The following is a 16,921-nucleotide window of genomic DNA, read 5'->3' as shown; positions in this document are numbered from 1 at the left end:
ATCACCTAGGGCCTCGCGAAGGCGGTACGCCGGGGAACCACGGACCGCCCGGTGTCGGCGCTACCTCTCCCCGGCCCGGTTCATCACCGCCATCGCGATGATCGGCACGCCTCAGGCACCGGCCCGGGGGACGAGAAGGTGTCCGACGCCGTCCATGGGCGACGGCAGCGGATACCGCGGCGGATGTCGCGGCCGCAGCGAGGCGGACGCGGGGGGGCGGACACCATCGTCACAGGGCGATGACATGGAGGTCGACCAGGTCGAGCAGCGCCCGCAGAGCCGAGCTGGGCCGCCGGGTCGACGACGAGCCGAGATGCATGCTCCAGCGGAGCACGGTGTCGTGGACGTCCAGGACGTGCAGGCCGGGAGTGCGGGCAACGGCGAACGCGGGCAGGAAGGCGATGCCCAGACCGTGCCGGACCAGAGCCGCCCCCATGTCGATGTCGGGCACTTCCAGTGCCACCCTGCGCACGACGCCCGCCGCCGCGAACGCCCGGTTGACCACCTCACGGTTGCCGTAGCCCGGCGGGAAGTCCACGAAGGGCTCCCCCGCGAGGTCCGCGAGTGCCACCTTTCCCCGTTGCGCGAGCGGATGGGCGGCGCTCACCACCAGGACGAGCGGCACGGTGGCCAGTTCCCGTGCGTCGATCCCGGCGGGCTTGCGTTCGGGCAGCGACAGGAAGGCCACGTCCAGGTCCCCGCTGAGCAGCGCGTGCGCCAGTCCCGCCGACCCGGCCGTCGCCAGCCGCAGCCGGACGTCGATCGCCGGATGCCGCGCGTGCAGCTGCCCGAGGAGCGCAGGCAGGTCCACCACCTCGACCGAGGCCATGGCGCCCACGTTCACCGTGCCGCGCAGCGTGTCCTGTGCGGCGCCCACGGCGTCCTGGGCGGCCTGGGCGGCGTTCAGGGTGGCCCGGGCCTCCGGGAGCAGCGCGGCGCCCGCCCCGGTGAGCCGGACCTGCTGCGACGTGCGCTCGAACAGCGCGCAGCCGAGCTCGCGCTCCAGCGAGCGGATCGCGGCGGACACCCCTGACTGCACCACGTGCAGCCGACGGGCGGCACGCGTGAAACTCAGCTCCTCGGCGACCGCGACGAAGTGCTCCAGCTGACGCAGCTCCACGCGTGAAGTATCACTCGCATTGCTGGAGCCCAGCAAAAACATTCGTTGGCATTGATTCTGGCTGGTGAGGAGGATGGAAAGCACCATCTGCTTCCGCCCGAGGAGGGGTACCCCTGCCTGCCGTTCCGACGCCGCTGGGCCGTTCCACAGCCGACGCCCCCGACGACCCGCCCCACCGGATCCCACCGCCCGCTCCCGCCGACCTGCCGCCCCGCGCCCCCGCCCGGCGCCGTGCCTCGCACACGACCGGCTTCTGGTTCGTGGCGGTGGCCTTCACCGTGCTGATGGCCTTCGGCACCGCGCCGACCCCGCTGTGGCCGCTGTACGAGGCCCGGGACCACTTCGGCGCGACCACGGTCACGGTCGCGTACGCCTCGATGGTCGTGGGCGCGGCGGCCGCCTTCCTGGGGCTGGGGCACCTGTCGGACCGGCTCGGCCGGCGGCGCATCATCGTCCCGGCGCTGCTGGTCGGCATCGTCGCGTCGGTCGTACTGATCGTGTGGCGGGACCTGCCGGGGCTGATCGCGGGCAGGATCCTGAACGGTGTCGGACTGGGGCTGATGGCCTCGACCGCGACGACGTACCTGCACGACCTCCACCACGAGGTCCGTCCGGAACGGACGGGTTCGGTGCTGCCCGGCATCGTGGCCACCGCCGCCAACCTCGGCGGCCTGGCCTCAGGGCCCCTGGTCGCCGGAGCCGCCGCCGAGTGGCTTCCCATGCCCCTGATCACCGCCCAGGCGATCTTCACGCTCGCCATGGCGGTGTGCCTGGCGCTGGTGCTGTGCACCCCGGAGACCGTGGACCTGGAGTTGCCCGCCGCCCGACCGCCCAGCAGGTTCGTCCTGCGCCCCGGCGGCCGGCGGGCGTTCGGCGCGGCCGGCGCGCTGGGCGCCTTCGCCTTCGCGATCCTCGGCCTGATCTCCTCCCTCGGGGCGAGCGTGCTCCACGGCACCCTGCACACCGACTCGCATCTCGTGGTCGGCCTGGCGGCCTTCCTGATGTTCGGTTCCGCGGCGGCCGCCCAACTGGTGCTGGGCCGCCTCCCACTGCCCCGGCTCCTGACTGTGGGAGCAGTGGTCTTTCCGGTCGGGCTGGTCCTGTGCGCCGTCGCCCTCCACCACCCGGCGCTCTGGCTCTACCTGGTCGCCGTGTCCCTGTCGGGAGCCGGCTCCGGGCTGCTGTTCAAGGGAGGGGTCGAACGTGCCGGTTCGGTGGCCGAGCCCGCCTCACGCGCGGGGGTCCTCGCCGTGTTCTTCGTCGTCGCGTACCTGGGCATGGGCCTGCCCTCCGTCCTGTTCGGCATCGCCCTGCGGCACTTTCGCCGTGCAGACCGCGATGATCGGTTTCGCGACGGTCCTCTCCTGCGGCGCCGTCGTGTCGGTGGCCGTCGCGTTGCGGGATCGCGCAACCGGTCCCGGCGGGCTCTCGGCGCAATCCGCTCGCCCCTCCTGACCTCCCTGCGGCGTATCCGGCACCGGTTGTCTGGGAGGTGCCGACCTGGGCACCCGGTGCGGGTGCGCGTGACACGGATCCGCGGCGGACGGGAGGCCCGAGATGACTGCGGAATCGGCCAGAACGATCGCGCTCCCCTCCGGTGAGGAGATCGCGGCGCTCGGGCAGGGCACCTGGTACCTGGGCGAGGACCCGGCCCGGCGTGAACAGGAGATCGCCGCGCTGCGGTTGGGCGTGGACATGGGCATGACCGTCGTCGACACGGCGGAGATGTACGGCGACGGCGCAGCCGAGGAGCTCGTCGGGGAGGCCCTCCGGGGACGCCGGGAGGAGGTCTTCCTCGTCAGCAAGGTGCTGCCCGGCCACGCCGACCGGAAGGGCACCGTCGCCGCCTGCGAGGGCAGCCTGCGGCGGCTCCGTACGGAACGGCTGGACCTGTACCTGCTGCACTGGCGGGGACGGTGGCCACTCGAGGAGACCCTTGCGGGATTCACCGACCTGATGGAGGCGGAGAAGATCCGTTACTGGGGCGTGAGCAATCTGGACGTCGCCGGCATGGCCGAGCTGACCACCCTCCCCGGTGGCGACGCCGCGGCCGTCGACCAGGTGCTGTACAACCTCTCCCGGCGCGGCATCGAGTGGGATCTTCTCCCCTGGTGCCGCGAGGCCGGGGTGACGGTCATGGCCTACTCCCCGATCGAGCAGGGGCGGCTCCTGAGGGTCGAGGCACTGGATGCCGTGGCCCGGGACCTCGGAGCCACGCCGACCCAGGTGGCACTCGCCTGGGTGCTGGAACAGGGGGTGGCCGGGATCCCGCGTTCCGGATCACCCGACCACGTCCGGGAGAACCACGGCGCGGTGGACCTCCACCTTCCCGCCGAGGCGCTCGACGCCCTCGACGAGGCGTTCCCGCTGCCCGACGGGCCCACGCCCCTGGAGATGCTCTGAAGGAGTTGCCAGGGGGCGCGCCCCGCTCGTCGCGGAACGAGGGGTCGCCGCGCGCACCGTCGCGTGTGCCGACGCCGAGCAGGCAGGCGGTGGCGACCACCGAGATGAGGGCCTGTTCGCCCCGTCGGCATCTCTCCGGCAGCCGGTGCGGGAAGCAACTGCCCTGGAGCGGCTTGGGGATGGCCGGTTCGATCGTCCCGGCCCTCGTGTCCCACTCGGCGGGCGATAGCCGTTGCGGTGGTTGGCGCGTTCTTCGTTGACCTGCCCGTATTCGGCATTGCGGCGGGTGTCGGCCTCCGCGGACATGAGCGCGTGGGAGACCCTACGCGCCCGGGCCCCGGGCGCACCAGGTCCGCACGCTCACGTCCGCAGGGCACCGTCGGCCGTCCTCGAGCTTCGGAACCCAAGAGGCCGTGCCATACCTTGCCCGTTCATGCGGGGAGCGGATGTCCGGGCGCTTCATGCTGCTCTGCCAGGGGAGGAGGGGGCGCCGTTTTTCGGCCTGGAGTGCGGAGGCGCTCAGCAGGGGGCTCTGCGAATCTCGACCGGGTAACAGCCGATGACGGCGCGGGCGAAAACGAACGGCGCCGTCCGTTCCCGGTGAGGAGGCGAGAGGCATGACCGTGACGGGTGTGTCGAAGTTCGAGAGGTTCTTCCGCGCCGCCGCAAGCCTCGACGTGGACAAGAACGACCTGAAGCGGTACGGCGATTTCGTCGACGCCAAGCTCTACGACCTTCTGGTCGTCGGCCAGGCGTCGGCCAAGGCCAACGGCAGGGACACCGTCGAACCGTGGGACCTACCGATCACCAAGGGCCTCCAGGAGAGCATCCACCGGTTCTGGCAGCTCGACGAGGAGGTCGAGCTGAAGCCGATCCTGGAACAGCTCGCCGCACACCCTCCCCTCGACAGGACACCCACCGAGGAGACCGAAGAGCGCTACCCCGAGATCATCGGCGGTCTCGGCGTCGCCCTGGCCGAGACGTTCAAAATCATGTATCCGGATGTCAAGAACCCGCAGACCAGCCACTGGGAAGGCGTGACCGCGGCGTTCGACCGGCTGCTGTAGCACTCGCGCTCCGGTGCGTGTCGCCGGACCCGTCTCAGCCCCGGAAGGCCGAGCGCTCCGGATCGTCTCCCACGAACTCGTACGCGACAAGGCGGTAGACGGATACACGGCACCAGTATGTCGGCGCCCGCGACGACGGCCGGACGAAGGCCGTCCCCACTCGGACGGCAGCTTTTGCCGACCGCGCGCAGACATGCGCTCGGGGCACCTTCGGGCCTTGCGGTCCGGCCCGGAAAGGGATGCGGACAGGCCCTGCCGGGTGTCCCAACCGCTCGCGTCCCACAACCAGCGACTCGTGAAGGGAGCCGTGCCATGACACAGGAACTCCGGGGGATGCGGGTGGGGATTCTGGCCACCGACGGCGTCGAGCGCGTGGAACTCGATCAACCGCGCGGTGCGCTGCAGGGTGCGGGGGCGAAGACCGAGATCGTCTCGCTCCACCACGGCGAGATCCAGGCCCGCCAGTTCGACCTCAACCCGGCCGGAACCTTCCCGGTGGATCGCCTGGTCGCCGACGCCTCCGTCGACGACTACCACGCCCTGCTCCTGCCCGGCGGCACCATGAACCCCGACCAGCTACGCATGGACCGCGACGCGGTGCAGTTCGTCAAGGACTTCATGGCCAGCGGGAAACCGGTCGCGTCGATCTGCCACGGCCCGTGGACCTTGGTGGAGGCCGACGCCGTGCGCGGCCGCCGCCTGACGTCCTGGCCAAGCATCCGCACCGACCTTCGCAACGCCGGCGCGGAGGTCGTCGCCGACCAGGAGGTGGTCGTCGACGGGCAGCTGGTCACCAGCCGCGGCCCGGCCGACCTGCCCGCTTTCTGCGCCGCCGTCGTGGAGCAGTTCGCCCGGGCACACCACCCCATGCCCGGCTGACCCGGCGGCCTGGTCGCAGGCGGTGCACGGCGCAGGTGGGCCCGCTGGGCCCGCTCTCCACCCCACGGGCCGGTCAGCCTGGGCGGTCGCCTCCGTACGGCTGCCGTCCGTGGCATCGCGCAGCCGTCGAACGCCGGCACGCCCAAGTGCACATCAAGTGCACATCAAGGTGCGCCACGTCGCCGAACTCATCGTGGAACGGGCCCCGGCGGGACACCTCGAGGGCCGTTTCCGCCACAAGCCGGAACGCGGCATGGCGACGCGCGCGACCCCGCGCCCCGAACCCGGCTGACCCCGAACCCGGCTGACCGGTGCTCAGCTCCTCGCGCTGTCGTCAGGAGCGCGCGAGCCGGGCCGCGAGATAGGGGGCCGTGGCGCTGCGGCGGGCCCTCGCCACCTTGGCCGGCGGACCCGCCGCGACCACCCGCCCGCCCGCGTCGCCGCCGCCCGGGCCGAGGTCGATGACCCAGTCGGCGGTGGCGATCGTGTCCAGGTCGTGCTCGACGAGGACGACCGTGTTGCCTGCGTCGACGAGCCGGTGCAGCTGTCGCAGCAGCAGCGCGATGTCCGAGGGGTGCAGCCCCGCCGTCGGCTCGTCGAGCAGGTAGAGCGCGTGCCCGCGGCGGGCTCGCTGCAGTTCGGTGGCCAGTTTGATGCGTTGCGCCTCACCGCCGCTGAGTTCGGTCGCGGGCTGGCCCAGCCGCAGGTACCCCAGTCCCACCTCGCGCAACGTCTCCAGACTGCGGGAGGCGGCCGGGACGGCGGACAGGAACTCGGCGGCGGCGTCGACGGACAGCGCCAGTACTTCCGCGATGTTCTTGCCCCGGTAGGTGACTTCCAGCGTTTCGGCGTTGTACCGGGCGCCTTCGCAGGTCGGGCACGGCGCGTAGGTGCCGGGCAGGAACAGCAGTTCCACCGCGACGAATCCTTCGCCCTGGCAGGTCTCGCACCGCCCTTCGGGCACGTTGAAGGAGAACCGCCCGGCCGAGTAGCCGCGCGCCCTGGCTTCGTCCGTCGCCGCGTACAGCTTGCGCACCGCGTCGAACATCCCGGTGTACGTGGCCAGGTTGGACCGGGGGGTTCGGCCGATGGGCCGTTGGTCGACCCGGACCAGCCGGTCGAACGACTCGACCCCCGACGCGTCCTGGACGTCGACCTCCAACTGCGCCTCGTCGGGCTCCTCGGGTACGAGTCCGAGGTGGCCGCGGACGACCTCGGCGAGCACCTGCGTCACCAGCGTCGACTTTCCGGAACCGGACACGCCCGTCACCGCCGTCAGTACGCACAGCGGTACGTCGACGGAGACGTCGCGCAGGTTGTGGCGGGAGACGCCGCGCAGGTGCAGCCAGCCCTGCGGGGTGCGCGGACGGTGGTCGACCGGCTGGGCGCGCCCGAACAGGTACTGGCCCGTGGCCGACTCCCCCACCTGCTCCAGACCGGCGACGGGCCCGCTGTACAGCACGCGTCCGCCGCCCTCGCCCGCACCGGGGCCGATGTCGACCACCCAGTCCGCCCGCCGTACGACGTCCATGTCGTGCTCCACGACGAACAGCGAGTTGCCCGCCGCCTTGAGGCGGTCCAGCACGTCCAGCAGCGGTTCCGCGTCGGCCGGGTGCAGGCCCGCGGAGGGTTCGTCCAGGACGTAGACGACGCCGAACAGCCCCGAGCGCAGTTGGGTGGCGATCCGCAGGCGCTGCGCCTCACCCGGCGACAGGGTCGTCGAGCGGCGCCCGAGGCCGAGATATCCGAGGCCCAGGTCGAGCAGTACGTCGATCCGCGCGACCAGATCGCCGCAGATGCGGACCGCGACCTCGGTCGTCTCCCCGGATCGGGCGGTCGACGTGGTGGCGTCGGCCTCGGACCGCCCCGCGACGGGCCGCAGCAGCGCCACGACCTCGGTGAGCGGCATCGCGTTGACCTCGGCGATGGAACGTCCGGCGAAGGTCACGGCGAGCGCCTCGGGCCGCAGTCCGCTCCCGTGACACTCGGGGCAGAGCACACTCCTGACGAACCGGAGCGCCCGTTCGCGCATCTTCTCGCTCTTGGAGTCGGCGAGGACGTGCATGACGTGCTTGCGGGCGCTCCAGAACTTGCCCTGGTAGCCGTAGTCGACGCGGTCCTCCTCCGGCTCGATGTACACGGAGGGTTGTTCGTCCGTGTACAGCAGCCAGTCCCGGTCCTTCTTCCTGAGCCGGCGCCACGGTCGGTCGATGTCGATCCCCAGGTTGCTCACGACGCTGCGCAGGTTGGCGCCCTGCCAGGCGCCCGGCCAGGCGGCGATCGCCCCCTCGCGGATGCTCAGCGAGGGGTCCGGGACGAGCAGTTCCTCGGCGACGTCGTGCACGACGCCCAGTCCGTGGCACTCCGGGCAGGCGCCGGCCGCGGTGTTGGGTGAGAACGACTCGGCCTCCAGCCGTGCGGCCCCGGGCGGGTAGGTGCCGGCGCGGGAGTACAGCATGCGCAGCAGATTGGACAGCGTGGTGATGGTGCCGACCGTCGAGCGCGAGCTGGGCGACCCGCGTCGCTGCTGCAGGGCCACGGCCGGTGGCAGTCCGGTGATCTCCTGCACGTGCGGTGCGCCGACCTGTTGCAACAGCCTTCGGGCGTACGGTGCCACGGACTCGAAGTAGCGCCGCTGGGCCTCCGCGTAGAGCGTGCCGAACGCGAGCGAGGACTTGCCCGAACCGGAGACGCCGGTGAAGGCGACCATCGCGTCCCGCGGAACGTCGACATCGACGTTCCGCAGGTTGTTCTCACCGGCGCCCCGGACATGCACGAAGGAGTCGGTCGCGTCCTTGTTCACCGTTCCTGGTTACCTGATCGCGCCGGGAACCGCGCGACGGGCGCCGTCACCGGGCCCCTGCCTGCGCACTTCCGGGCAGGACACGAAGCGGGGTGTCCGGTGGCACGGCGTGCGGTGCCGGCCGGGGTGGCGCGGAGCTGGTGTTCGCGGTGGCGCACACCCCCGTGCGCCGGTGGTGAAACAGGTCCTGCACGGGGAGTACGAGGAGATCCGACCGTACCCCTGCACCTGTTGGCAGGGGCCAGCGTGTCACGCGGCGTCGGCGTTACCTCGGGGGCATCCTGTGGCCACGTGCGATCGCGGTGCAGCCGACGAGAAGGAGTCATGCGGGTGTCGTCACAGGACGTTACGGTCGTGGCTCTTCTGGCGGATCCGGATACGCCGACGGAGATCGCGCAGCGCATGGCCCGGATGCTTCCCGATCGGCTCGCCGACAGGTCGGGTCCGGGGCGACGGTTCGACGTCGAGGTGGTCAGCGAGCCCTTCACCGCGGGAACCGAGGACCTGTCCACCTTGATGCGCCGGATCATGGACCGCGGAGGTGAGGAGGACTGGGACGTCGTCGTGGCCCTGACCGACCTTCCGCTGCACTCGCACGGGCTCAAGCTCGTGGTGGATCTGAGTCACGAACACGGCTTGGCTCTGCTGTCCCTTCCCACGCTGGGGGGCTTTCGGCTGCAGACAAGGGCCCGGCAGGCCGTGGAAGAAGCCGTGCTCAGCCTGGCGGGCCCGCAGGCCACGGGGGCCGGGGAGCCCCCGGGGAGTCAGCCGCTGCGGGGGCCTTTCATCGATCGTCTCGCGCCGATCCATCCGGGCCAGGTCGGTGAGGAGGAGATCGCCGATCTGCGGTACGTCGTCAGTGGGCCGCGCGGTTACCTGAGGGTGCTCGCCGGCATGGTCCGCGCCAACCGGCCGTGGCGGTTGGTGCCGGGCTTGTCCAAAGCCCTGGCGGCCGCGCTCGCCACGGGAGCGGTCGCCACCGTGAACTCCACCGTCTGGAGCCTGGCCACCTACCTGAGCACGCCGCGCCTGGTGATCGCCATGGTCGGGTCTGTCGCGATCATGATCGGCTGGCTGATCGTGGACGCGAACCTGTGGCATCGATCACCGGAGAGCTCGCCGGAGGCGAGGAAGAGGGCGGCTCTCTACAACGCCTCGACCGTCGTGACCGTGGGGATCGGGGTGATCGTCTGCTACGTGGGTCTGGTGGTCATCAACCTGCTGTGGGCGCTGTTCATCCTCAACGGCCAGGTGTTCGCTTCCACGACACGAACGCCGCTGCACGCCACGGAGTACTGGACGTTGTCCTGGTTCGTCGCTTCGGTCGCCACCGTGGGCGGCGCCCTTGGATCGGGCCTGGAGAGCGACGAGGCGATCCGGGCAGCCGCCTACTCCAAGCGCGAACAGGAGCGTCTCAGCGTGCTGCAGGACGACCACAGGGACTAGCGGGTGACCTCGGTCGGAGATGTGCCGTCGGTCGGTGGTCGTCCGGGTCCGGAGATTCCGCGGATCGGTCGGTGCGTGGTGGTTTCACCTCGGGGCCGACGGGGACCCGGACGCAACGCCGCCGGAACGCGAAGCTCCGCCTGGCGGGCCGACGGCAGATGGCCGTTCCGTCTGATCCAGGTGAACGGCCCGTAGAGGCGTGCCGGAGCCCCGGCCCCCGTCGCAGCACTTCCGAGAGTCGGGCTCTTCGCGCCGTCTCCAGAACCGCCAGCCGCGACATCGAGGGAAGTCATCATGAGAGCAGCGGTATACGAAGGACCGCGAACGGTCACGGTGAAGGACGTGCCGGACGCGAAGATCGAGCACCCCTGCGACATCATCGTCAAGATCACCACCACCAACATCTGCGGTTCGGACCTGCACATGTACGAGGGCCGCACCTCGTTCGAGTCCGGCCGCACCCTGGGACACGAGAACATGGGCCAGGTCGTGGAGGTCGGCCCGGCCGTGCGCAAGGTCCAGGTCGGCGAGTACGTGGTCCTGCCCTTCAACATCGCCTGCGGCTTCTGCAAGCAGTGCGAGCAGGGCCTGACCAACTACTGCCTGACCATGCAGCCGGAACCGGCCCTCGCCGGAGCCGCCTACGGATTCGCCGACATGGGCCCCTACCAGGGCGGCCAGGCGGAACTGCTGCGCGTGCCCTACGGCGACTTCAACGCGCTGCGTCTGGGCGAGGACGCCGCCGATCGGCAGACCGACTACGTGATGCTCGCCGACATCTTCCCCACCGGCTACCACGCCACCGAGATGGCCCACGTCAAGCCGGGCGACCAGACCATCGTCTTCGGTGCCGGTCCCGTCGGGCTGATGGCGACCTACTCCGCCCTCCTCAGGGGCGCCGGCCGCGTCTGGACGGCCGACCACCAGCCCGACCGGCTGCGCAAGGCGGAGGAGATCGGGGCCATCCCGATCAACACCGCCGAGCAGAACCCGGCGGAGGTCGTCAAGGAGGCCACCCTCGGTCTGGGTGCCGACAACGGATGCGAATGCGTCGGCTACCAGGCACACGACCCCGAGGGACACGAGGACGCCAGCCTCACGCTCAACGGCCTGATCGACTCGGTCAGGTTCACGGGCGACATCGGCGTGGTGGGCGTGTTCCTGCCCCAGGACCCCGGCGGCGCGGAGGCCCAGGGGGAGCTGGAAGCTCAGGGCAAGGTCCCGATCGACTTCGGCATGATGTGGTTCAAGGGCCAGCGCATGGGGACCGGGCAGGCCCCGGTGAAGAGGTACAACCGGGCGCTGCGGGACCTGATCGCCGGCGGGAAGGCCAAGCCGAGCTTCGTCGTCTCCCACGAACTCAGCCTGGACGAGGCCCCCACCGCCTACGAGCACTTCGACGCCCGTGACGAGGGCTGGACCAAGGTGGTCCTGCATCCCGACGGACACGGCAACGGCCACAAGCGGTAAGGGACCCGGGGCCGCCGTGCCCCCTGTTTCCCCTGGAACGGTCCGGGGACGGGTGGCGATCCGCCCGTCCCCCGGCCGGGTCGGGGGCGATCGCCGCGCTCCGGCCGGACCTGAACCAACAACGATTGCCCGCGCTCCGGCCCGGAGGACGGACTGCGGACGCTCAGCAGTGTCCGCAGTGGCAGCACCCCGTCCAGCGACTGCGGCCGCCGGCCGGCGACCCGTGTGGGAGGCTTCCTTGCCCGACGGCTGCCACACCTCGACCAGGCCGACGCGACCCGGCAGGGCATTCCGGTCAGGCGGACACCCGTGACGTGGCTGCGGGCCTTCGGGGAGGTCGTGCGATCCGCGCTCACGATCGAGGAGACGCGGCTGGAGCCCCTGCTCGCGCTGCGCACGGCCGCTGGGATGGCGATCGTCATCGGGTCGGCGCTGTGGCTGGTCTCCCCCGCGTATGCCGCGTCCGCCGCCCTCGGCGCCTACTCCGCGGGTGGGGCCACCTTCCAGCGCACCTGGCGTCCACGCAAGGTGATCGCGCTCGGCGCGGGCGCGGGTCTGGCGCTCAGCACCTTCGTGGGCTACCTGGCGGCGGGGCGACTCGTGACGTTCCTGCCGTTGCTGGCCGTATGGGCCTTTGCCGCGGGAATGGCGTGGGCCGTCGGATCGACCACTGGGATCGTCGCAGCGACGACCGTGGGCAGCATGCTGGTGACCATCACCTTGCCCACGGGCATCGGGCGAGCCCTGGAGCACGCCGGGGTCATCGCGCTCGGGGGCGTGGTGCAGGCCGTGCTGATCCTGCTGTTCCCGATCCGGCGTTGGGGGGCGCATCGTGACGCGCTCGCCGACGCCCTGGCCGCCGTGGCGGACTACGCGCGCCGGTTGCGGCACGACCCGACCGCCCCGTTCGACCCGGAGCCGTTGATGACGGCCCGGGACGCGGCCGCCGTGACGCCGTCGCAGGCCCGCACCCGTCCCCCCGTCCTGCACGGGCCCCGGGGACTCGCCGAGCGCATTCGGCCGGTGGTCGCGGCGCTCGCCGACCCGGACGTGGGCGCCCCGGCGGAGGGACCCGGACGGGACCGCGCGCGGGAGTTGCTCGACGCGGCCGCCGACGTCCTGGATGCGGCCGCCCGTTCGATCCGCCGCGGCACTCCCGCCGAGGTGCGGCCCGAGAGCACGGACGTCCTGTGCGTCGACGAGGAGCACGAGGTGCTGCAGGGCCCCGCGCGGCAAGCCGCCGAGCGGCTCGTGGAACTGCTCGGCGAGGCGTTGGAGATCGCCGGGAGCGGCTGCGAGCCCTGGAGCACACCCACGCCGCCCGACCTCGTCGGCGCCCAGTTCCTGGTGCGCCCGACAATGCTCCGGCTGGTCCCGGTCGTCGTCCGGGGGGTCCGCCGTGAACTCCGCCGGGACTCGCCCGTGTTCCGGCACGCCGTCCGCCTGGCCGCGGTGGCCACGCTCGGCTATCTGATCGCCGCCCGGCTGCCCCTGGGCCACGGCTACTGGGCGCCCATCGCCTCGGTGATGGTGATGCGGCCGGACTTCCACCGGACGTACGCGCGTGCGGTGGCCCGTCTCGCCGGGACCCTGGCGGGGGTCGCGCTCGCCACCGGGACGGTGCGGGCCCTGGGACCGGACGCCCATGTGTTCGGCGCGCTGGCGGTGGTCTCGGCGGGCCTGTCGTACACGCTGATCCGTACCGGCTACGCATACTCCCAGTGCTTCACCGCCGCGTACGTCGTCTTCCTGCTCGGCATGGGCGGCCAGACATGGGAGCAGACGGTCCCGGAGCGGGTGGTGCTCACCCTGCTCGGCGGAGCCCTGGCGATGCTGGCGTACGTGGTGTTCCCCGCATGGGAGACACCCCGGCTGCCGGGTCGGCTCGCGGACTGGCTCGCCGCCAACGGCCGCTACGCGGCCGCGGTGCTCCGCGACTACGCCGAACCGACCCGGGAGCATCACGTCGACATGCGCAGGGCACTGCTGGCGAGCAGGGAGGCACGTGCCGCCTGGCAGGAGGCATACGACCGGGCACGACAGGAACCGGTCCGCCCCAGGGGGCTGACATCGCGCGAGGCGCAGGATGCGCAGGAGGCGCTCAGGGGGTTCGGCCGCGCGGCGATGCTCATGGAGAGCCACGTTCCGCGGGCCGACAGCCGTGTCGTCCCCGAGGCGGAGCGGTTCGCGGAGGCCCTGGAGACGGACACCGCGAAGGCGGCAGTCGCCGTGCGCGAGCACAGGAATCCGGACTGGGGACGCGTGGAGGAGGCGCTCCACGCGTGGGAGGACGCCGCCGGCAAGGGGAGCTCGGTCGTGCGGCGCGAGGCGGAGCTGCAAAAACGGGCCTTGGAAGACCTCGCGACAGCCGTGAGCCGCACACCCCTGGAACGGGACGTCGGCTCTGCTCGCGAGGAGCAGCGGGTGCGGGCCGCCGTGGCGGCGGAAGGTGACGGATCAGGACCCGCGCACCGGGGCGGGTGACGAAGTCGGCCACGGGGAGCGCCTCGCCTCCTGGAGCGGCAAGCAGCCTTCCCGCCGTGTCTTGGTGCGGTGCGAAGTCACGAAAGGAGAGCACGCACTCGGTCCCCGGATCATGGCACTGCGAGCAAACGGCGGCCCTGAAGCGCACTGCGCCGTTGCCCGAGCAGGAATCCACTGCGGGGAACTTCTGACACCCCGGCGCGCTCTTCGACAACGCCTCGATCGCTACGCCTCGCTCCTGTCAAAGGCCCGCGATGCAGAAAGATCCTTGGACATCGACGTCAGCGCGGCCATGGTCCGACCTCCCCGCCCCATGGCCGGACACCGTGGCGAGGGCAGATCCTCGGTGCGCGGGCGCGGCGGGACGGGACGGGACAAGTGGCCGGTTCCTCCTGCCCGCGCTGGAGAGAATGGGTGGGAGGTGCCCCTTCCTCGGGACGGCTCAGTGGCTCGTGGGACGCGGGCGTCCGAGTGCGAACCGGCTCGGTCCGGGCTCTCCGCGTACCAGAGCGGCCGCCAGCTCGCCGATGACCGACGCGAACTTGAACCCGTGCCCGGAGAACCCTCCCAGCACGGTGACCGGGCCCTGCCGGTCGATGACGAAGTCATGGTCGGGGGTGGTGGTGTACAGGCACGTCACGGCCTCGGGCGCGGTGTGGTCCACGCCGGGGAGCCAGCGCTCGGCGTACGCCGCCAGCTCCCGCAGGATCGCGGCGTCCGGGGTACGGTCGCGCCGGTCGGGGTCGACGACCGGGCCGACGCCGTGGAAGCCCGCCTTGACGCCGTCGGTGCTGCCGAGTCCGTACACCCCGTCCGCGGTGAGGCCGTCCATGGGCAGCGCGGCGCCCGGGTGGTGGATGTAGCTGGGCCAGGCGAGCGCGTCCGCCGCGGGGAAGTGCGCGGGCTGCTCCTGGGTGACACGCAGCACCGGCACGCCGCCGACCGGCGGAGCGGTACCGCCGCCCAGCATTCCGGGCGCCCAGCCGCCGACCGCGACCACGACGGCATCGGAGCGCAGTTCCTCCTCCGTGCCGGTGACCACCCGGACCCCGGCGTCGCCGAGCACCGACAGCCCGGTCACCCGGACGCCGTGCCGGACCTCCGCGCCGTGCGCCCGCGCCGCCTGCTGGAAGGCGGTGACCGCCTCGTCGGCGTGCAGGCGTCCGGCCTCCGGGTGGAAGACCGCACCGGTGTCGGCGCGCAGCCCCGGCCAGCGCTCGGCGACCTCCTCCGGGGCCAGCCGCTCGGCGGGGCGTCCGGCAACGGTCAGCGTCTCGTACAGTGCCTCGGTCGTGGCGGCCGGGCCGTGGTCGACGGCTCCGGTGAGGGTGAGCACCTGCCGTCCCGTCTCCTGCTCCAGCCGCCGCCACAGCGGCAGAGACCGCACGGCGAGACCGACGTAGAAGGGGTCCGCGTAGGCCAGCCGGAAGATCCGCGAGGTGCCGTGCGAGCTGCCCCGGTCGTGGCCGGGCGGGAAGCGCTCCAACAGGGTGACGCGGTCACCCTGGGCAGCAAGCCGCCACGCGGCGGACGAGCCCATGACCCCGCCACCGATGACGACGACTCGACGAGAGGACACGATGCTCGATCCTTTGGCGAACGATCCGGACCGACCGGGCAACCGGACGCCCCGAGGTTTTCCGGTGTGACCTGCAACTTTCTACCGGAAAAGTGCGGCGGCGAAGCCGACAGACATGGAATTCCGGACTGACGTGCAAATCATTGAAATGGGGGACCTCGGGGCCGCCAAAAAAACGGTGTCGTACGCGGTTTCACCGGGCCCGTGGCGGCGATCCGGCGCCAGTTCGCGCTCGGGATCGACCGTCTCCGGACAGGCTCTCACCCGCCCGTCTGCGCACTCGATAAACATGGCCTGACCTGGTGTTTTCCAGGGATCCGCCTAGGCTGAGGAGTTCTGCCGGACAGCATCGGAGGGGACATCATGAGCGAGGAAGTCGGCAAGTACGACGCCAGCCGGATCCAGGTGCTGGAGGGGTGGGAAGCTATCCGGAAGCGGCCCGGGATGTACATCGGCTCGACCGGTGAACGCGGCCTGCGCCACCTGGTGTTCGAGGTCGCCGACCGGGCTGTGAACGAGGTCCTGGCCGGCCACGCCGGCTGCGTCGACATTGCTCTCACATCCGACAGCGGCGTGTGTGTCGCCGACGATGGGCGGGGCGTCCGCGTCGACGAAGCGGGGGACACGGGCATCTCCGGCCTCGAAGCCCTGCTGACCCGCGTGCAGACCGGGCCGGGGCCCGGCGACCGCCACGATGTGACGCTCGGCTTCTGCGGGGTGGGACCCTTCGTCGCCAATGCCCTGTCGAGCCGGATGACGGCCGAGGTGCGGCGCGGGGGAGCCCGCTGGGTTCAGGAGTACGCGCGCGGCGTGGCCGTCACCCCGCTCACCGAGGCGGGCACGTCGACCGGTAGTGGTACCACCATCACCTTCTGGCCCGACGCTGACATCTTCGGAACCGCGGAGTACTCGTTCGACGGGCTGGCCGAGCGTTTCCGGGAACTGGCTTTGCTGAACCGGGGCTTGGAGATCTCTCTGACCGACCGGCGCCGACCGGGCGAGGCGCGGTCGGCGCGGTTCCAGTACCCCGACGGCGCGCGGGACTTCGTGGCCGTCCTTGACGAGCAGAAGGAGGAACCCGTTCATTCGCACATCATCGGCTTCGAACGGGAGGAACCGCGGATGGCGGGGACGGTGGAGGTGGCCCTGCGTTGGCGTGCCTCCCATGACGAGCGGGTCCGGAGCTTCGCCAACAGCCGGCCCACTGACGGCGGCACACACGAGCGCGGCTTCCGCGACGGGGTGGCGGCCGCAGTCACCGCATACGCACGGGAGCGGCGGCTGCTGACTGCGACGGATCCCGACCTTGACGCCGATCGGATCAGCGACGGTCTGACAGCCGTCGTGTCGGTGAAGCTGGACCATCCCGAGTTCGAGGGCTCCACGCGCGGCCGGCTGGGTAACGCCGCCGTGCGCGCCTGCGTCGAACAGGCTGTCCAGGAACACCTCGGCAGGTGGCTGGGAGAACACCCGGAACAGGCCGCAGCCGTTATCGACCGGATCATCCAGGGCGCCCGCCGGGACTGACCAGGAACAGGCTGCCCTGCCGACCCCCGGGAATCGGGGCCGGCAGGGCAGCCTGCAGCACACGACGGTCGACTCTGGGCTCGAAACCGTCCAGTGGGTCCGAGGGGCCGAGGAACTGTTCGACCGATCGACCGCGGGTCAGG

12 protein-coding genes and 1 pseudogene are annotated in these 16,921 nt (G+C 71.5%); 9 read left to right on the top strand and 4 right to left on the bottom strand.

What is annotated here, in order from left to right; genetic code table 11:
* Positions 1–229 precede the first annotated feature (229 nt).
* Positions 230–1,120: a LysR family transcriptional regulator gene (locus tag ACICHK_RS35335; RefSeq protein ID WP_406840095.1), complete on the bottom strand. Its 891-nt coding sequence runs from the start codon at positions 1,118–1,120 to the stop codon at positions 230–232.
* Positions 1,121–1,233: 113 nt separating this feature from the next.
* Here ACICHK_RS35335 and ACICHK_RS35330 point away from each other — a divergent pair, with 113 nt between their 5' ends.
* Entirely contained in the window at positions 1,234–2,721 is a 1,488-nt protein-coding gene (locus tag ACICHK_RS35330; RefSeq protein ID WP_406841402.1) for an MFS transporter, read from the top strand.
* Positions 2,678–3,523, top strand: a complete 846-nt coding sequence (locus ACICHK_RS35325; protein WP_406840094.1) for an aldo/keto reductase — start codon at positions 2,678–2,680, stop codon at positions 3,521–3,523. The genes ACICHK_RS35330 and ACICHK_RS35325 overlap by 44 nt, the downstream gene beginning before the upstream one ends.
* Positions 3,524–3,584: 61 nt before the next feature.
* Here ACICHK_RS35325 and ACICHK_RS35320 read toward each other — a convergent pair.
* Positions 3,585–3,838: pseudogene (locus tag ACICHK_RS35320) on the bottom strand (transposase); the annotation flags it as partial.
* 302 nt (positions 3,839–4,140) lie between these two features.
* Here ACICHK_RS35320 and ACICHK_RS35315 point away from each other — a divergent pair.
* The 3 genes from ACICHK_RS35315 (at position 4,141) to ACICHK_RS35305 (ending at position 5,761) form a co-directional block, all read left to right on the top strand.
* Positions 4,141–4,590 carry a DUF1931 family protein gene (locus tag ACICHK_RS35315; protein ID WP_406840093.1) on the top strand — a complete coding sequence of 150 codons (450 nt, stop codon included), beginning with the start codon at positions 4,141–4,143 and terminating at the stop codon, positions 4,588–4,590.
* Between the two features lie 312 nt (positions 4,591–4,902).
* Complete coding sequence (locus ACICHK_RS35310) at positions 4,903–5,469, top strand: type 1 glutamine amidotransferase domain-containing protein (RefSeq protein WP_406840092.1); 567 nt, start codon at positions 4,903–4,905, stop codon at positions 5,467–5,469.
* Positions 5,470–5,626: 157 nt separating this feature from the next.
* On the top strand, positions 5,627–5,761 hold the full coding sequence (locus tag ACICHK_RS35305) for a hypothetical protein (RefSeq protein ID WP_406840091.1): 135 nt from the start codon (positions 5,627–5,629) through the stop codon (positions 5,759–5,761).
* A gap of 42 nt (positions 5,762–5,803) precedes the next feature.
* On the opposite strand, the gene uvrA is transcribed toward ACICHK_RS35305, so the two are convergent.
* Entirely contained in the window at positions 5,804–8,272 is a 2,469-nt protein-coding gene (gene uvrA / locus ACICHK_RS35300; protein ID WP_406840090.1) for an excinuclease ABC subunit UvrA, read from the bottom strand.
* A gap of 324 nt (positions 8,273–8,596) precedes the next feature.
* On the opposite strand from uvrA, the gene ACICHK_RS35295 reads away from it, so the two are divergent.
* The 3 genes from ACICHK_RS35295 to ACICHK_RS35285 all read left to right on the top strand — a co-directional run bounded on the left by ACICHK_RS35295 (position 8,597) and on the right by ACICHK_RS35285 (position 13,672).
* Positions 8,597–9,718, top strand: a complete 1,122-nt coding sequence (locus ACICHK_RS35295) for a hypothetical protein (RefSeq protein WP_406840089.1) — start codon at positions 8,597–8,599, stop codon at positions 9,716–9,718.
* Positions 9,719–10,012: 294 nt separating this feature from the next.
* Entirely contained in the window at positions 10,013–11,188 is a 1,176-nt protein-coding gene (locus ACICHK_RS35290; protein ID WP_406840088.1) for a glutathione-independent formaldehyde dehydrogenase, read from the top strand.
* A 309-nt stretch (positions 11,189–11,497) separates the two neighbouring features.
* Positions 11,498–13,672: an FUSC family protein gene (locus ACICHK_RS35285; protein ID WP_406840087.1), complete on the top strand. Its 2,175-nt coding sequence runs from the start codon at positions 11,498–11,500 to the stop codon at positions 13,670–13,672.
* Between the two features lie 442 nt (positions 13,673–14,114).
* Here ACICHK_RS35285 and ACICHK_RS35280 read toward each other — a convergent pair whose 3' ends face one another.
* Positions 14,115–15,251 carry an FAD-dependent oxidoreductase gene (locus tag ACICHK_RS35280; protein WP_406840086.1) on the bottom strand — a complete coding sequence of 379 codons (1,137 nt, stop codon included), beginning with the start codon at positions 15,249–15,251 and terminating at the stop codon, positions 14,115–14,117.
* Positions 15,252–15,614: 363 nt separating this feature from the next.
* Between ACICHK_RS35280 and ACICHK_RS35275 the strand changes: the two genes are divergently transcribed.
* Positions 15,615–16,778, top strand: coding sequence for a DNA gyrase subunit B (locus tag ACICHK_RS35275; RefSeq protein ID WP_406840085.1), 1,164 nt, complete (start codon positions 15,615–15,617; stop codon positions 16,776–16,778).
* Positions 16,779–16,921: the final 143 nt, after the last annotated feature.

The organism is Streptomyces sp. AHU1 (assembly GCF_045343905.1).
In the GTDB taxonomy this organism is placed as follows: Bacteria; Actinomycetota; Actinomycetes; order Streptomycetales; family Streptomycetaceae; genus Streptomyces; species Streptomyces triticiradicis.
This window is presented reverse-complemented; position numbering and strand designations above follow the sequence as displayed.

Excerpts from the sequence above, each read along its gene's own strand:
- ACICHK_RS35325 (WP_406840094.1), top strand. The coding sequence starts at position 2,678 with ATGACTGCGGAATCGGCCAGAACGATCGCGCTCCCCTCCGGTGAGGAG.
- ACICHK_RS35315 (WP_406840093.1), top strand. The coding sequence starts at position 4,141 with ATGACCGTGACGGGTGTGTCGAAGTTCGAGAGGTTCTTCCGCGCCGCC.
- ACICHK_RS35310 (WP_406840092.1), top strand. The coding sequence starts at position 4,903 with ATGACACAGGAACTCCGGGGGATGCGGGTGGGGATTCTGGCCACCGAC.
- ACICHK_RS35295 (WP_406840089.1), top strand. The coding sequence starts at position 8,597 with ATGCGGGTGTCGTCACAGGACGTTACGGTCGTGGCTCTTCTGGCGGAT.
- ACICHK_RS35290 (WP_406840088.1), top strand. The coding sequence starts at position 10,013 with ATGAGAGCAGCGGTATACGAAGGACCGCGAACGGTCACGGTGAAGGAC.
- ACICHK_RS35275 (WP_406840085.1), top strand. The coding sequence starts at position 15,615 with ATGAGCGAGGAAGTCGGCAAGTACGACGCCAGCCGGATCCAGGTGCTG.